This window comes from Actinoplanes sp. NPDC051851 (assembly GCF_040681165.1).
Classification (GTDB): domain Bacteria; phylum Actinomycetota; class Actinomycetes; order Mycobacteriales; family Micromonosporaceae; genus Actinoplanes.
This window is the reverse complement of the sequence record NZ_JBFAYF010000075.1, coordinates 1,218-15,614: the sequence shown is the minus strand read 5'-3', so window position 1 is coordinate 15,614 and position 14,397 is coordinate 1,218. Positions and strand designations below refer to the sequence as shown.

The 14,397-nt window shown below is 73.1% G+C and carries 15 protein-coding genes and 1 pseudogene; 3 read left to right on the top strand and 13 right to left on the bottom strand.

Features of this window, described 5'->3' with window-relative positions:
* Nucleotides 1–119 precede the first annotated feature (119 nt).
* The 5 genes from AB0M08_RS41290 to AB0M08_RS41270 form a co-directional block, all read right to left on the bottom strand.
* Entirely contained in the window at nucleotides 120–884 is a 765-nt protein-coding gene (locus AB0M08_RS41290) for a hypothetical protein (protein WP_364505827.1), read from the bottom strand.
* 19 nt (nucleotides 885–903) lie between these two features.
* Nucleotides 904–1,434, bottom strand: a complete 531-nt coding sequence (locus AB0M08_RS41285; RefSeq protein WP_364505825.1) for a hypothetical protein — start codon at nucleotides 1,432–1,434, stop codon at nucleotides 904–906.
* Between the two features lie 118 nt (nucleotides 1,435–1,552).
* On the bottom strand, nucleotides 1,553–3,976 hold the full coding sequence (locus tag AB0M08_RS41280) for a sodium-translocating pyrophosphatase (protein WP_364505823.1): 2,424 nt from the start codon (nucleotides 3,974–3,976) through the stop codon (nucleotides 1,553–1,555).
* A gap of 346 nt (nucleotides 3,977–4,322) precedes the next feature.
* Nucleotides 4,323–4,763: an ATP-binding protein gene (locus AB0M08_RS41275; protein ID WP_364505821.1), complete on the bottom strand. Its 441-nt coding sequence runs from the start codon at nucleotides 4,761–4,763 to the stop codon at nucleotides 4,323–4,325.
* Nucleotides 4,760–5,116, bottom strand: a complete 357-nt coding sequence (locus tag AB0M08_RS41270; RefSeq protein ID WP_196417014.1) for an STAS domain-containing protein — start codon at nucleotides 5,114–5,116, stop codon at nucleotides 4,760–4,762. Before AB0M08_RS41270 ends, AB0M08_RS41275 begins: the two co-directional genes overlap by 4 nt.
* A 109-nt stretch (nucleotides 5,117–5,225) precedes the next feature.
* Between AB0M08_RS41270 and AB0M08_RS41265 the strand changes: the two genes are divergently transcribed.
* Complete coding sequence (locus tag AB0M08_RS41265) at nucleotides 5,226–7,664, top strand: DEAD/DEAH box helicase (protein WP_364505819.1); 2,439 nt, start codon at nucleotides 5,226–5,228, stop codon at nucleotides 7,662–7,664.
* On the opposite strand, the gene AB0M08_RS41260 is transcribed toward AB0M08_RS41265, so the two are convergent.
* The 8 genes and pseudogenes from AB0M08_RS41260 to ssd all read right to left on the bottom strand — a co-directional run bounded on the left by AB0M08_RS41260 (nucleotide 7,643) and on the right by ssd (nucleotide 12,498).
* On the bottom strand, nucleotides 7,643–8,044 hold the full coding sequence (locus tag AB0M08_RS41260) for an Rv3654c family TadE-like protein (protein ID WP_364505817.1): 402 nt from the start codon (nucleotides 8,042–8,044) through the stop codon (nucleotides 7,643–7,645). The two genes, AB0M08_RS41265 and AB0M08_RS41260, sit on opposite strands and share 22 nt — an antisense overlap.
* Nucleotides 8,041–8,433, bottom strand: a complete 393-nt coding sequence (locus AB0M08_RS41255; protein ID WP_364505815.1) for a TadE family type IV pilus minor pilin — start codon at nucleotides 8,431–8,433, stop codon at nucleotides 8,041–8,043. Before AB0M08_RS41255 ends, AB0M08_RS41260 begins: the two co-directional genes overlap by 4 nt.
* Nucleotides 8,430–8,558 carry a DUF4244 domain-containing protein gene (locus AB0M08_RS41250; RefSeq protein ID WP_364505865.1) on the bottom strand — a complete coding sequence of 43 codons (129 nt, stop codon included), beginning with the start codon at nucleotides 8,556–8,558 and terminating at the stop codon, nucleotides 8,430–8,432. Before AB0M08_RS41250 ends, AB0M08_RS41255 begins: the two co-directional genes overlap by 4 nt.
* Before the next feature lie 140 nt (nucleotides 8,559–8,698).
* Complete coding sequence (locus AB0M08_RS41245; protein WP_364505863.1) at nucleotides 8,699–9,277, bottom strand: type II secretion system F family protein; 579 nt, start codon at nucleotides 9,275–9,277, stop codon at nucleotides 8,699–8,701.
* Between the two features lie 74 nt (nucleotides 9,278–9,351).
* A complete protein-coding gene (locus AB0M08_RS41240; protein ID WP_364505813.1) occupies nucleotides 9,352–9,540 on the bottom strand; it encodes a hypothetical protein in 189 nt (62 codons plus the stop codon).
* Nucleotides 9,537–9,980, bottom strand: a pseudogene (locus tag AB0M08_RS41235) (hypothetical protein); the annotation flags it as partial. The gene AB0M08_RS41240 and the pseudogene AB0M08_RS41235, both read right to left, overlap by 4 nt.
* 290 nt (nucleotides 9,981–10,270) lie before the next feature.
* Nucleotides 10,271–11,434, bottom strand: coding sequence for a TadA family conjugal transfer-associated ATPase (locus AB0M08_RS41230; protein ID WP_364505811.1), 1,164 nt, complete (start codon nucleotides 11,432–11,434; stop codon nucleotides 10,271–10,273).
* Complete coding sequence (gene ssd, locus AB0M08_RS41225; RefSeq protein ID WP_364505809.1) at nucleotides 11,431–12,498, bottom strand: septum site-determining protein Ssd; 1,068 nt, start codon at nucleotides 12,496–12,498, stop codon at nucleotides 11,431–11,433. The genes AB0M08_RS41230 and ssd overlap by 4 nt, the downstream gene beginning before the upstream one ends.
* Before the next feature lie 197 nt (nucleotides 12,499–12,695).
* Here ssd and AB0M08_RS41220 point away from each other — a divergent pair, with 197 nt between their 5' ends.
* Both AB0M08_RS41220 and AB0M08_RS41215 read left to right on the top strand, forming a co-directional pair.
* The gene (locus tag AB0M08_RS41220; protein ID WP_364505807.1) at nucleotides 12,696–13,037 is read left to right on the top strand and encodes an STAS domain-containing protein; all 342 of its coding nucleotides are present in this window, start codon (nucleotides 12,696–12,698) and stop codon (nucleotides 13,035–13,037) included.
* A 361-nt stretch (nucleotides 13,038–13,398) separates the two neighbouring features.
* Nucleotides 13,399–14,199, top strand: a complete 801-nt coding sequence (locus AB0M08_RS41215) for an HAD-IB family hydrolase (RefSeq protein ID WP_364505805.1) — start codon at nucleotides 13,399–13,401, stop codon at nucleotides 14,197–14,199.
* The last annotated feature ends 198 nt before the right edge of the window (nucleotides 14,200–14,397 follow it).

The window sequence follows — 14,397 nt, the reverse complement described above, 5'->3', positions numbered from 1 at the left end:
CAAGCCCTCATTCCCGGGAAACCCCGCAGTCGGATGGTAACGGTCCGGCCACCGCATGCGTCCGACCGCGACACCGTACACCGGAAGGACACTGTTATGTCGGACACAATCCCGGAAGATCACGCACCCGCGCCGCCGGGCCAGAGCTCCTCCGGGGCCGCCTCGGGGCGCTCGCCGACCAGCTCCGCGAGGCGGGTCAGCCGACGGCGGCCGGTGATGAGATACGACCGTCCGTCATCCGACATTCGGCCTGCCAGACCGGCCCGGACCAGGGCCGCGTCCACCGCGGGGCCGTCCTTGGCCGGGTCGAGGCCGAGCGCGTAGCCGGTGCCGGCGGGCGCTCCGGAGGCGGCCGCCCAGAGCCGGAGACGGGGGCCGCTGAGGAAGAGCTGGGCGGCGGCGTCCGGCCAGGCCCGCGCGAGGCCGTTCAACCGTCGGGAGTACGCCGTACGCACCTCGAAACGCGGCGGCGGGGGCTCCTCGGGAGTGTCGGAGATCTCCGAATTCGCAGGGTCGGCCGACTCCTCGGCGGGTGCGGCGACCGCCTCTTCAGCGGGTGGGGGCTCGGCCGGGCGTACGATGACCGGCTCCCACGAAGCGGCCAGGCCGCGCGCGACCAGCTCGGCCACCAGCACATGCACGCGCCACGCGGCATCCACCTCGACCGACACGCGGGCCGTGCCCCCCATCGTGCCGAGCTGACCGGGACCGGCCAGCAGGCCGGCCAGATCCGCCGGCGACGGCTCGGTGGTCTCCGCGCCGAACATCGAGAGCTGGCGCCCGGAGGGACGGCCGGGAGCGTCGCGGTGCGTGATCCTCTTCGCCACCGGCACCGGCGCGGGCAGCACCTCGCGCGGTATCAGCGGCCAGCCGGTCTCGGTCATCGCCGTCGTCGGATGCGTCTCACTGGCACTCGGGCAGCGAGTCGAAGGCCTGCCGGAGCTCGACCGAGTCCAGGTCGGTCGTGTCCAGACTGCTCTGCTCATACTCCGAGTTGAGCTTGTCGACGACCTTGCCGACCTGATCGTAGAAGGTCGCCGTCGGGCTGGTGGCGAGCGCGTCGATGCCGTTGGCGGCGGTGCCGTACGCGTCCCGCATGCCGGCCAGCGAGCCGAGGAACCCGGCGGCGATCGCCTTGCCGTTGGTCACGTCGGGCACACCCGCCTTCTCCACATCGGCCCGCGCCTTCTCGCTCGCGGTCTCGGCGCCGTCGAAGAGACGGACGAGGTTCTCCTTCGCCTGACCGGGAGTGGTCTTCGAGGTCATCTGCTGCTGGGTCCGGGTGGTCAGCGTGTCGATCTCGCTGCGCCAGGGACTCAGCGCGGTGCACACCGAGGCGGCCCAGGCCTGCGCGCCGTGCTCCGAGGAGCACGCTCCCAGGGAGACCGCGAGCACGGGAGCGAGAGCGAGGGAGATCGTTCGGGCCGCGCGCATGGGTGCAGCGTACGACTATGGCCGGTCACTCCACACGCCTCGATCGAGTCATTCGTGTTCACAGTCGGGGAAGGGGCACCCGGCTCGCCGCCGAGTGCCCCTTTTCGACCGGTGCGGATCAGCCCACGTTGTCCTTGATCCGGGACTGGCCCGTGGCGTCGCTGTGCTGCGAGTCCTGGACCGCGCGGGCCGTGTCGGAGGCGCCCGCGGCGCTGGCGGCCTCCTCCTCGCCCATCGAGATCGGCTTCCGCTTGCTCCACACCACCGCGGCGGTGACGATCGCGACCGCGACCACGGACACGGTCACCCGCAGCGGGGTGTTCGCCTCGCTGCCCACGCTCCACGCCACGACCGCCGGGGCGATCAGCAGCGAGACCAGGTTCATCACCTTGATCAGCGGGTTGATGGCCGGGCCCGCGGTGTCCTTGAACGGGTCGCCGACCGTGTCGCCGATGACCGTCGCGGCGTGCGCCTCGGAGCCCTTGCCGCCGTGCGCGCCGTCCTCGACCAGCTTCTTGGCGTTGTCCCACGCGCCGCCGGAGTTGGCCAGGAAGACCGCCATCAGCGTGCCCGCGCCGATCGCGCCGGCCAGGTACGCCGCCAGCGCCCCCGCGCCCAGCCCGAAGCCGACCGCGATCGGGGCGGTGATCGCCAGCAGACCGGGGGTGAGCAGCTCACGCTGCGCGTCCCGGGTGCAGATGTCGACCACCCGGCCGTACTCGGGCCGCTCGGTGCGGTCCATGATCCCCGGGTGCTCCCGGAACTGCCGGCGCACCTCCATCACCACCGCGCCCGCCGAACGGGACACCGCGTTGATCGCCAGACCGGAGAAGAGGAAGACCACCGCGGCACCGATCAGCAGGCCGACCAGGCTGCGCGGGTTGGCGATGTTGAGCAGCTGGTAGATCTCGCCCTGCACGTCGGAGACTCCGGCGTCGGTGAGCGAGCTGACCAGGCTGTTGGTGTACGAGCCGAACAGCGCGGTCGCCGCGAGCACCGCGGTGGCGATCGCGATGCCCTTGGTGATCGCCTTGGTGGTGTTGCCCACCGCGTCGAGCTCGGTGAGGATCCGCGCACCCTTCTCGTCGATGTCGCCGGACATCTCGGCGATGCCCTGCGCGTTGTCCGAGATCGGGCCGAAGGTGTCCATCGCGACGATGACGCCGACCGTGGTGAGCAGGCCGGTACCGGCCAGCGCGACCGCGAAGAGCGACAGGGTGAGCGACGTGCCGCCGAGCAGGAACGCGCCGTAGACGCCCGCGCCGATCAGCAGCGCGGAGTAGACCGCCGACTCCAGGCCGACGCTGATGCCGGCCAGCACCACGGTGGCCGCGCCGGTCGCCGAGGACTTCCCGATGTCCTGCACCGGGCGCTTCTCGGTCTCGGTGAAGTAGCCGGTCAGCGCCTGGATCGCGGCGGCCAGCACGATGCCGATCACCACGGCGCCGATCGCCACCCACTGCGGGTTGCGGCCGCTGTCCACGATGGCCTGGTCGATCCCGGCGTCCCCGAACCCGCGGAACGTGTCCGGCAGGTAGAGGAAGGTGACCACCGCGACGGCGACCGCGGAGACCGCGGCGGAGAGGTAGAACGCCCGGTTGATCGCGGTGAGGCCGTTGCGGTCCGAGGGGCGCAGCCGGGTGATGAAGACGCCCAGGATCGCGATCACCACGCCGATCGTCGAGACGATCAGCGGGAAGATCAGGCCGTCCTGGCCGAACGCGGCCTGGCCCAGGATCAGCGCGGCGACCAGGGTGACCGCGTACGACTCGAAGAGGTCGGCGGCCATCCCGGCGCAGTCGCCGACGTTGTCGCCCACGTTGTCGGCGATGGTCGCGGCGTTGCGCGGGTCGTCCTCGGGGATGTTGTTCTCCACCTTGCCGACCAGGTCGGCGCCGACGTCCGCGGCCTTGGTGAAGATGCCGCCGCCGACCCGCATGAACATCGCGAGCAGGGCGGCGCCGAAGCCGAAGCCCTCCAGTACGGTGGGCGCGTCGCTGTTGAAGATCAGCACGACCAGCGCGCCGCCGAAGAGGCCCAGGCCGACGGTGAGGAAGCCGACCACGCCACCGGTGCGGAAGGCGATGCCCATCGCGGTCTCCCGGCCGCCCGCTTCACCGGCGGCCGCGGCCACCCGCAGGTTCGCCCGCGTCGCCAGCGCCATGCCGGCACCGCCGATGAACGAGCTGAACACGGCGCCGACGATGAAGAAGAGCGAGCGGCCGATCTTCACCCAGGTCTCGTTGTCGGTCTCGTGCACCGGCAACAGGAAGAGCAGGACCACGGCGATCACCACGAAGATCGCCAGCGTGCGGAACTGCCGGATCAGATACGCCGACGCACCCTCCTGCACCGCGCCGGCGATCTCCTGCATGTTCTTGGTGCCCCGAGGAGCTTTCAAGACTGACTGAACGAACATCGCGGCGAAGCCCAGAGCGATCAGGGCGAACACCAGGGCGACGATGACGAACGTGACGTTGGAACCGCTGAGGGCGGACGCTCCGCCACCCTCGGCGGCGAGACTTATCGAGCTCCCGGACATCAATGTCCTCCTGTACACCGACCGCTCCCGGACGGTGGACGAGACCCTCCGGGCGCATTCCCCGGGGAGCGGGGAAGACCGACCAGACCCTGCGGACGCGGGACCTGCAGTAGCTGATAACTCGCGTACTGTATAGGTCTTACGTGGCGATCGTCACATGCTGCACCAGCCGTGTCGCGGTGATGTTTGCCGCTGTGTTAGCTGATCGCAACGGGGTATGCAGGAGGTTTGATCTCTTCAGGGTAGTCTTATTTGGGCGATTTGTCCGTTATGAAGGCAGATTGCCACCAGAGAAATTCCCGGGTACGGATTTCTCGGCGGCGGCTGACGGGCCGGATCGGGCCTCTCAGCGGCGGCTGACGGGCCAGACCATGCGGACCTCGGTGCCCGGGCCGTCCTCGACCGGGCGCACCTGCAGGTCGTCGACGAAACCGGCGAGAAGCGCGAAGCCCACGCCGGTGGTCAGGTCCTCGTCGGTGAGCGACTCTGCGGCCAGCTCGTCCGGCGGAAGCTTGGTCAGGCCGATGCTGGCCTCGATCGGAGCGTGGTCGATGACCCGGACGGTGTACGAGTCCGAGTCGGACATCTCCACGGTGACCAGGTCGGCGAGACCGTACTGCCGATGCAGGGCGACCGCCCGGGTGCACGCCTCGCCGATCGCCAGGCGCACCTCGTCCAGCAGGTCCTCGGCGACGCCCGCACGCCGGGCCACCGCCACACCGACCAGCCGGGCGGTGCGGACGTGCACCGGCGCCGGCGAGAAGGACAGCCGAACCGTCGCCATCACGAAGCGGGACCGCTGCCGTCGCGTTCGGTGGCAGCCTCGACGGTGGGGAAGATCGGGAACACCTGGTCCAGCGCGGTGATCCGGAAGATCTTGAGCAGCGGCTCCTTGGCACAGACCAGGCCGAAGGTGCCCTGCGCGGTCCGCAACCGCTTCAGCGCGCCGACCAGCACGCCCAGGCCGGTGGAGTCGAGGAACTCGACCCGCTCCAGGTCGACCACCACGTCCCGGGCACCGGCGTCGACCAGTTCGATGAGGCGCTCACGCAGCCGAGGCGCGGTGTAGACGTCGACCTCGCCACCGACCTCGAGCACCGTGTGCTCGGCGACGGTACGCGTCGCCAGCGACAGCTCCATCGGTCCTCCTCCCTGATCTCCCCCGCGAATCTAACCACCGACCGACAGCGGGCGACGCGTGGCACCCACCGTCCTACCCGTTTGAGGTTGGCGGCATTCCGGTGTCACAGTGCAAGGCGTGACGTCCACCGCCTTCGGTCCCGCTGAGCTGCTGCATCGGTTGCGGGCGCGGGTCTCGTCCGAGGCGGACTCCCCGATCACGCACGTCGAGCGGGTGCCGTCCCGGCCGGGCCGGGTGGCGCCCTGGCCGGATTGGACCGGCCCGAGCGTGCGTGACGCCTTCACCGCGCAGGGCATCACCGCGCCGTGGGAACACCAGGCGGCCGCCGCCACCCTCGCCTGGGAGGGTACGCACGTCGTCCTGGCCACGGGAACCGCCTCCGGCAAGTCGCTCGCCTACCAGCTGCCCGCGCTCAGTACCCTGGCCGCCGATCCGAAGGCGACCGTGCTCTACCTCTCACCGACGAAAGCCCTGGCAGCGGATCAGCTCCGGGCGATCGTCCGGCTCGGTCTCGACGACGTCCGGCCGGCCACGCTCGACGGTGACACGGCCCGCGAGGAGCGGGAGTGGATCCGCCAGCACGGGCGATTCGTCCTCACCAACCCCGACATGCTGCATCACAGCCTGTTGCCGGGACATGCGCGCTGGGGGGTCTTCCTCCGGCGTCTCCGGTACGTCGTGGTGGACGAATGTCACGCGTACCGGGGAGTCTTCGGCTCTCACGTGGCCCACGTCCTGCGCCGCCTCCGCCGGGTCGCGGCCCGCTACGGCGCGACACCCACGTTCGTGCTCGCGTCGGCGACGTCGGGCGACCCGGCGGGCAGCGCTTCCCGCCTGACCGGCGTTTCGGTGACAGCCGTCACAGCCGACGCCTCACCCCGCGGGGCGACGACGTTCGCCCTCTGGGAACCGCCGCTGCTGCCTCCCGAGCTCGCCGATCCCCTTCCCGCGCTCCCGCAGGCCGCCTCCTCGCCGCCCACGTCCGCCGCATCGGACTTTTCGGATTCATCGGATTTGTCGGGACAGGACGCCGAGGTGATCCAGGTGCGGCGGTCGGCGCTGCGGGAGACGGCCGACCTGCTCACCGACGCGATCGTCAACGGGACGCGGACGCTCGCCTTCATCCGGTCCCGGCGCGGCGCCGAGGTGGTGGCCGCGATGGCCCGGCGGTCCCTGGACGAGGCGGTACCCGGGCTCGGCGACCGGGTGGCCGCGTACCGGGGCGGCTACCTGCGCGAGGACCGGCGGGAGATCGAGCGGGCACTGCTCTCCGGCGAACTGCTCGGCCTCGCCTCGACCAACGCGCTCGAGCTCGGCGTCGACCTGGCCGGGCTGGACGCGGTGCTGATCTGCGGCTACCCCGGCACCCGGGCGTCGCTCTGGCAGCAGGCGGGACGCGCCGGCCGGGCCGGGAACGAGGCGCTCGCCGTGCTGGTGGCCCGGGACGATCCGCTGGACACGTACCTGGTGCACCACCCGGAGGCGCTCTTCGGCCGCGAGGTGGAGGCGACCGTCCTGGACCCGGGGAACCCGTACGTCCTCGGACCACAACTCTGCTGTGCCGCCTTCGAGGCCCCGATCACCCGCGACGACCTGGAGCTCTTCGGCCCGGCCGCGCCACGGCTCGTCGAGCAGCTGGTCGCCGAGGGGGTGCTGCGACGGCGCCCCTCCGGGTGGTACTGGACGCATCGCGGCCGCCCCGACGTCGACCTGCGCGGTACGGGCGGCTCGCCGGTGGCCGTGGTGGAGAGCGCCACCGGACGGCTGCTCGGCACGGTCGACCCCGCCTCGTCGCACGCCATGCTGCACGACGGCGCGGTCTACCTGCACCAGGGCGTCACGTACGTGGTGGACGAGCTGGACCTTTCGGACGGCGTCGCCCTGGTCCGCCAGGAGGAGCCGGACTGGACGACCCACGCCCGTGACGTCACCGACGTGTCGGTGGTCGGCGTCCGGTCGTACGTGGACGCCGGTCCGGTCGGGCTCTTCCTCGGCGACGTGGACGTGTCCAGCCAGGTGGTGTCGTACCAGCGCCGGCGCCTCGGCAGCGGCGAGGTGATCGACACCCGCCCGCTGGACCTGCCCGTCCGGGAACTGCGTACCGTCGCGGTCTGGTTCACCGTCTCGCCCGAGGCGCTGATCGCCGCCGGGGTGCGGCCGACGGACTTCCCCGGTGCCCTGCACGCCGCCGAGCACGCCGGGATCGGCCTGTTCCCGCTGATCGCCACCTGCGACCGCTGGGACATCGGCGGCCTGTCGACGGCGAACCACGCGGACACCGAGGCACCGACGGTCTTCGTCTACGACGGCCATCCGGGCGGGGCGGGGTTCTCCGAACGCGCCTACGCAACGGCGGCCGAGTGGCTGCGCGCCACCCGCGAGGCGATCGCCTCCTGCGTCTGCGAATCCGGCTGCCCGTCGTGCGTCCAGTCCCCGAAGTGCGGCAACGGCAACCACCCGCTGAACAAACCGGACGCGGTGAAGGTCCTCGACACGGTCCTGGCCGCCCTGCCCTCGATCCCCGCTCAGACGCCGCCTCCGGAGTAGGCGACCGGACCGGCGCGGGCGGCGGCCGTGGCGGTGCCGGGCAGCGACGTCATCGAGACCTCGGTACGGACGACCACCTCCAGACCGGTGACCTCGCACGACGTCATCCGGGCCCGGTTCGCCGCGACGTAGCGCCCGGCCTCGGCACAGGCCACCCCGGTGCCCTCGATCGCGCGGGCCGCCCCGGCCAGGGCACCCAGGTCGGCGGCGTTACGGGCGACGTGCCGGGCCACCCGGGCCGAACCGACCGCGGCGCCGGCGAGCGCCGCGGTCAGCACGAACAGCCCGACGGCCAGGACGAAGATCGACGCCGAGCCCCGATCCCGCCGCCGCCCGTTTCCCCCGGCCGCCGGGCATCCGCCGCGGGGACCGCGCGTCACCCGGTCCCCGCCGGCTCGCGGGCGGCCACCGCCGAACCCTCGACGTCGATGCCGGGCAGATGCGTGCCGAGCACGCTGACGCGTACCGAGACCGTCGCGGTGACGCTCTCCGCGTCGCCGCCGAGCCGGATGCCGGCACCCGCCGGGGCGATCCGGGCCGCCACCGAACCGCCCGGCTCGCCCCGGGCCTCGGCGAGCGCCGCCTCCCGGGCCGCATCGAGGCACTGCATCCTGGCCGTCACCGCCGAGACCGCCGCGATCCCGGCGAAGAGCAGCAGCATCAGCGCCGGCAGCCCGGCCGCGAGCTCGGCGGTGAACGACCCCCGATCCTCCTCGCCGGGAGCGACCGGGGAGCGCGGCACCCGGCCGGGCCGTCGGCGCCTGATCACTTCAGCGCCTTGAGGATCAGGGCTTGCAGGGCGGACTGCACACCGGAGCTGGTCAGCACCTTCATCATGAGTCCGGCGAAGGCGACCGCCGCCAGGGTGCAGACGGCATACTCGGCGGTGCTCATGCCCGCGTCCGCCGCCTCGGTGCGCAGGCGCCGAAAGGACGCGATGATCTCGTGCACGTGATCCTCCTCAGATCGGGCACGGCGGGCGCCGTACCTCGGGTGTCACTCACAGGAGCCCGCCGGCGACGGCCGCCAACGGCTCACAGGAGGCCGCCGACGGCGGCGACCAGCACCGGCACCAGGCCAGCGAGCAGGAAGGCGGGGAGGAAGCAGAGCCCGAGCGGGAGCACGATCAGCACCCCGGCACGCTGGGCCGCGGCCTCCACCGCGACGGTCCGGTCGGCGCGCAGGTCACCGGAGAGCCGCTCCAGGGCGCCGGCGAGCGCCCCGCCGCTGGCACTGGACCGGACCGCGGCCGCGATCAGCCGATCCGCGCCGGGGACGTCGGCCAGGTGCGCCCAGGCCTCGGCGGGAACGGCGCCCAGTCGCAGCGAGCGGGCGGTACGCCGGAGCCGCTCCCCCAGCGGCCCACCGAGCGCGTCGGCGACCGAGGCCGCGGCCCGGTCGACCGGCGCGCCCGCTCGCAACGCCGCGGCCAGCAGATCCGCGCCGAGCGGGAGGTCCGCGAGGGCGCTCCGGCGTTCCCGGCGCACGTCCGCGGGCGGGCGCCGTTTCAGGAACCGCTCGGTCCCCAGCGCGACGGCACCGCCGACCGGGACACCCGCCCAGCCGCCGATCAGCCCGGCCACCCCGAGCCCGGCCGCGGCCGCGATGAGCAGCCGGTTCCGGCGTTCGTCGGGAACCCGGGGCCGACCGGCCGCCCCGATGTGGGCGAGCCGCTGCCCGGCGGCGTTCACGGCCGTACCTCCGCCTCGACCGGCTCGGTGACCTCGGGCGCGGGCCCCAGGGCGGAGCACCAGGCGTCCCCCGGCGGGGCCCCGATCAGCGCCGCCACGCAGCACTCCCGGAACGGCACCCGGACCGGTCCACCCGGCCGGAGCAGGGCGGCCATCGCGCACGCGGCCGGGGTCTCGCCGGTCACTGGTGTGCCCTATCGGACAGGGTCTGGGCCCATCGCAGGCCGCCGCACTGCAGCAGAACCGCGAGGATCGCGCACGCCGCACCCACCGGGGTGTGCAGCAGGACCGCCAGCGGGTCGGTGCCGATCGCGTACCCCAGACCGATTCCGCCCAGTGGCAGCGCGGCCAGCAACAGAGCGGTGGCCTGCGCTCCGGCGGACTGCGCGACCGCCTTCGCGACGGCGCGCTCCGCCTCCCGGGCGTCCGCCTCGATCCGCTCCAGCAGGTCCGCCGCCGGGGCACCGGTCCGGTCCGCCAGCCGCCACACGGCCTCGGTCAGCCGCCCGATCCGGCCGGGGGCCGGCGCCGCGGTCGCGAGCACCGGCGGCACCCCGGCGCGCAGGTCGGCGACGAGCGCGCACAGCCCGTCGAGCGCCGCCCGCCGTTCGGCCTCGGCCCGCTTCCGCGTACCCCACCGGATCCACTCGTCGGTGGCCAGCGCCGCGTAGGCGGCCGCGACCACCGCGCCCACCGGGCCGCCCGCGAACAGCCCGGACAGGGCCGCCGCCGCACCCGCCCCGGCGACACCCCGCCATCGGCGCGCCGCCAGGACCCGGACGGCCGTACGCAGCGACGGCAGCACGGTCAGGTCCAGCCTCCGGGGTCCGTGCAATCGTTCCCGGACGACGCCACCGCCCCACGGCCAGGCGACCGTCACGGCGCATCCGATCAGGCAGGCGGCCAGTACTCCGGTCATCGGGCGGCCCGCAGGATCGGGGGCGCCGGGACGCCGCGCTCGCCCAGCATCCGGCCGAGCACCGGGGCTCCCGGGCCGGGGCCGGCGCCGCACTGCCAGGCGGGCACCACGGTCGCGAGACGATCCGGACCGGAGGGCACGAGCACGCTGACCGACTCCAGCACGCGACCGCTCTCGGTACGGCGTACCAGAAGAATGATCTGCAAAGCCGCCACCACCTGGGCATGCAGCGCCGACCGGGGCAGCCCACCCAGCAGGCCGAGGGCTTCGAGCCGGGCCGGCACGTCGCCGGGCGCGTTCGCGTGCAGCGTGCCCGCGCCACCGTCATGTCCGGTATTGAGCGCACCAAGAAGATCGACAATCTCGGCGCCGCGACACTCCCCGATCACCAGCCGATCCGGGCGCATCCGCAGCGCCTGCCGAACCAGATCGGTCAGCCCGACGGCCCCCGCACCCTCCACATTGGCCGTGCGCGCCTGCAGCGCCACCACGTGCGGATGTACCGGCCGGAGCTCCGCCGCATCCTCCACCAGCACGATCCGCTCGGTCGGCGGCACCAGGCCGAGCAGCGTCGCCAGCAGGGTCGTCTTGCCGCTCCCGGTCCCGCCGCAGACCAGGTACGCCAGCCGCGCACCCACCATCGCCGACAGCACCGGCGCCACCGCCTCGTCCACCGTCCCGCACGCGACCAGGTCACCGAGGCTGAACGGGCGCTGCCGGAACGTCCGCAGCGACAGGTACGGCCCGCCGGTCGCCACCGGAGGCAGCACCGCGTGCAGGCGGGTGCCGTCGGGCAGGCGGGCGTCCGCGTACGGCTGCCCGTCGTCCAGCCGCCGCCCGCAGGCCGCCACCAGCCGCTGCGCCAGCCGGCGGACGTCCTCCGGCGACCCGAGGCGCACCGCCGCCCGCTGCAGCCCCGCGCCCCGGTCCACCCAGACCTGGACGCCGTTCACCAGCACGTCGGTGATCGAGGGGTCGGCGAGCAGCGGCGCCAGCGGACCCGCGCCGAGCAGTTCGTCGCGCACCTGGTCGGCGAGGCGGAGCACGGCCGTGTCGCCGAGCACCTCGTTGCCGCGGCGGACCGCCCGCACCACCGCGGCGGGCGTCGCCTCGACACCGTCCACGGCCAGCCGGCGACGGATCCGATCGGTGACGGTCATCGGGTCGCCGCCGTACGCACGAGATCGGCGACGAGCCGGCGGCAGAGCACCGCGAGTGACCCACGGCCGTCGGCGGCGGGCGGATGTCCACGCTCCATCGCGTGACAGAGCCCCGCCTCCGGGCGCAGCGTGCCGGCCAGGGGAAGCCCGAGCGCCGCGGCGATCTCGCGGGCCTTCAGGTTGCCCGGCGCCGGACCGCGCACCACCGCCGCGATGTCGTCACAGTGCGGCGTGAGCTGCGAAAGCGTACGGCCCGCCGAGGCCGCGGCGCGCAACTCGGCCGGGACGACCAGCAGTGCACGGTCGGCCGCCTGCAGCGCGAGCACCGCCGCGTCGTCGAGCCGTCGCGGGAGATCGGCGACGATCACGTCCCGGCCCCGGCGCGCGGCGTCCAGGGTGGCCGCCATCGCCTCCGCCGGTACGCCCGGAAGCTCGTCCCGGTCGAACGAGAGCAGCACCAGATCGCCCCGGTGCGGCAACGCCTGCAGCAGTGCCGGCGGATCGACCCGGCCACCCGCCTCGGCCAGCGACGGCCAGCGGAGCCCGCCCACCCGTTCCCAGCCGAGCACCAGGTCCAGCCCGCCGCCCAGCGGATCCGCGTCGATCAGCAGCGTCCGGTGACCTCGGCGTACGGCGGTGGTGGCCAGCCCGGCCGCCAGGATGCTGGCCCCGGCGCCGCCGCGACCGCCGATCACCGCGACGGTCCGGGAGATTGCGGGCGGGCGGGGACGCAGCCGGAACTGTTCGATCAGCCACGGCTCGGCCTCCGGCAGTACCGCGACGTGCTGGGCGCCGAGCGGATCGGCGACCACCCAGATCTCCTCCGCCGGTACGGCACGGGCCACCACGACCAGCCGGTCCCGGCGGGGCAGCCGGGCGCGCAGGCCGGACCGGGCCTGGTCGGCGCCGATCAGGACCAGCGGGGCGCCGGTCCAGCGGGCTCGTGCGCCCGGCGGATCGGCGGCCACGTCCACCTCGGTGCCACCCGCCGCGGCGAGGCGCAACAGGTCGTCGAGAAGGTCGGGATCGCCGGTCACGACCAGCGGGCGGTGCGGGTGCGGCATCTCGGGACTCCAGGGGATCGGGCGGAGTCCCACCGTCCCGGGAGGGCCACCGGGCCGGCAATCGACGCGACACCGGCCTGTGGACAGCCCTACGGCTGTGGAAAACGCCCGCTCCCCGATCGGATGAGCTATAGCGATCCGGTTGAAGCCGGGCGGGTTGGGTATGTTGGTGCCGACTCGGACCGATGGGGTAGGGCATGGATAACGCGATCCGGACCACGCTCTCGGACGACGGCACGGTCACGGTCACGGTGCACGGCGAGATCGACTTCTCGAACGCCGACGAGGTGGCTCAGGGGATCCGGGACGCCGTCGCCGACTGGACTCCGCCGACGGTGCGGGTGGATCTGCGGGCCGCGTCCTTCATCGACTCCACCGGCCTCGGCGCCCTGTTGGAGGGTTATCGCGCGGCCGCCGACACGGGCACGGTCTTCGTGGTCGTCAACCCGAGCCCGACCTTCCGCCGGGTCCTCGTCGTCACCGGCCTCGCCGGCTTCTTCGGCCTAGAGGACGAGGACGCCCTGGCGACCGGCAGCTGAGCCTGGAGAGGGAACGACCCCCGTCGGGGGAGACGGGGGTCGTCCTGAGATTCGGCTCCGGGGGGGTCGAGCCGAATCACTCGGTGACCGCGGGGGGCGCAATCACCGAGATCTCGCGGTCCTCAGGAGGACCAGGCTTCACGCGACGCGCTGGTAACAACACCCATCCCATCGCAAACACAAGTTTGCCTCAGACTGGCGCGGCAAGTCGAGTACCGAATGTAACTCGATGCCATGTCCCTGCCCGTCTGACCGTTTTCACGGGCAGTCACGGTTCGCCGGTCGCCACGGTTCGCCGGGGGACTCGCCATCGGCCGGTGGGTCCCCGGCCCTTCGCCGACTGCGGCTACACTTGCCGCCCGTGGGCCTGAGCGCCGCCTTTTTCGACCTAGACAAGACCGTCATCGCGAAGTCCAGTGCCCTGGCCTTCGGACGGCCGTTCTACCGTGATGGCCTGATCAGCCGGCGTGACGTGGTCAAGTCCGCTTACGCACAGCTGATGTTCCGGCTCGGCGGCGGCACCGACGAGCAGGCCATGGCCCGGACCCGGGATTATCTCGCCGCTCTCTGCAAGGGCTGGCGCGTCGAGCAGGTCCAGCAGATCGTCGCCGAGACCCTCAACGAGCTGATCAATCCGTACGTCTACGCCGAGGCCGCCGCGCTGATCGCCGAGCACCAGGCCGCCGGTCGCGACGTCGTCCTGGTCTCCGCGTCCGGCGACGAGATGGTCCGCCCGATCGGTGCCCTGCTCGGCATCACCGACGTGATCGCCACCCGGATGGCCATCGTCGACGGCCGGTACAGCGGCGAGGTCGAGTTCTACTCCGCCGGCCCGGCCAAGGTGGTCGGCGTCCGCGAGATCGCCGCCGAACGCGGTTACGACCTCGCCGAGTGCTTCGCGTACTCCGACTCCAGCAGCGACCTGCCCCTCCTGGAGTCGGTCGGCCACCCCAGCGCCGTCAACCCGGACCGCACCCTGCGCCGCGTCGCCACCGAACGCTCCTGGCCGATCCTGGAGTTCCGCCACCCCATCCCGCTCGGCAAGCGCCTCCGCGGCGGCCCAGCGGTCCCGTTCGCGGCCGCTCTCGGCGTCGGCGTGGGGGTCGCCATCGGTTTCGCCCTCTACAACCACCACCGCCGTTCCCGCACCGCCGTCGCTTAACCCCCTTCTCCCGTACGCCCTCAGCCCGAGCCTCTCCCCGCTCCCGGCCATCCGGACCGCCCCTACCCGACCACTGCCTACCCGGCGACGCTCGGCCTACCCCGCGACGCTCGGCGAGCCCGGCGACGCTCGGCGAGCCCGGCGACGCTCGGCGAGCCCGGCGACGCTCGGCGAGCCCGGCGACGCTCGGCGAGCCCG

Bases quoted from the DNA above. Each gene is read 5' to 3' on its own strand.
- AB0M08_RS41290 (WP_364505827.1), bottom strand. From the start codon at position 884: ATGACCGAGACCGGCTGGCCGCTGATACCGCGCGAGGTGCTGCCCGCG.
- AB0M08_RS41285 (WP_364505825.1), bottom strand. From the start codon at position 1,434: ATGCGCGCGGCCCGAACGATCTCCCTCGCTCTCGCTCCCGTGCTCGCG.
- AB0M08_RS41280 (WP_364505823.1), bottom strand. From the start codon at position 3,976: ATGTCCGGGAGCTCGATAAGTCTCGCCGCCGAGGGTGGCGGAGCGTCC.
- AB0M08_RS41270 (WP_196417014.1), bottom strand. From the start codon at position 5,116: ATGGAGCTGTCGCTGGCGACGCGTACCGTCGCCGAGCACACGGTGCTC.
- AB0M08_RS41250 (WP_364505865.1), bottom strand. From the start codon at position 8,558: ATGAGCACCGCCGAGTATGCCGTCTGCACCCTGGCGGCGGTCGCCTTC.
- AB0M08_RS41230 (WP_364505811.1), bottom strand. From the start codon at position 11,434: ATGACCGTCACCGATCGGATCCGTCGCCGGCTGGCCGTGGACGGTGTC.
- ssd (WP_364505809.1), bottom strand. From the start codon at position 12,498: ATGCCGCACCCGCACCGCCCGCTGGTCGTGACCGGCGATCCCGACCTT.
- AB0M08_RS41220 (WP_364505807.1), top strand. From the start codon at position 12,696: ATGGATAACGCGATCCGGACCACGCTCTCGGACGACGGCACGGTCACG.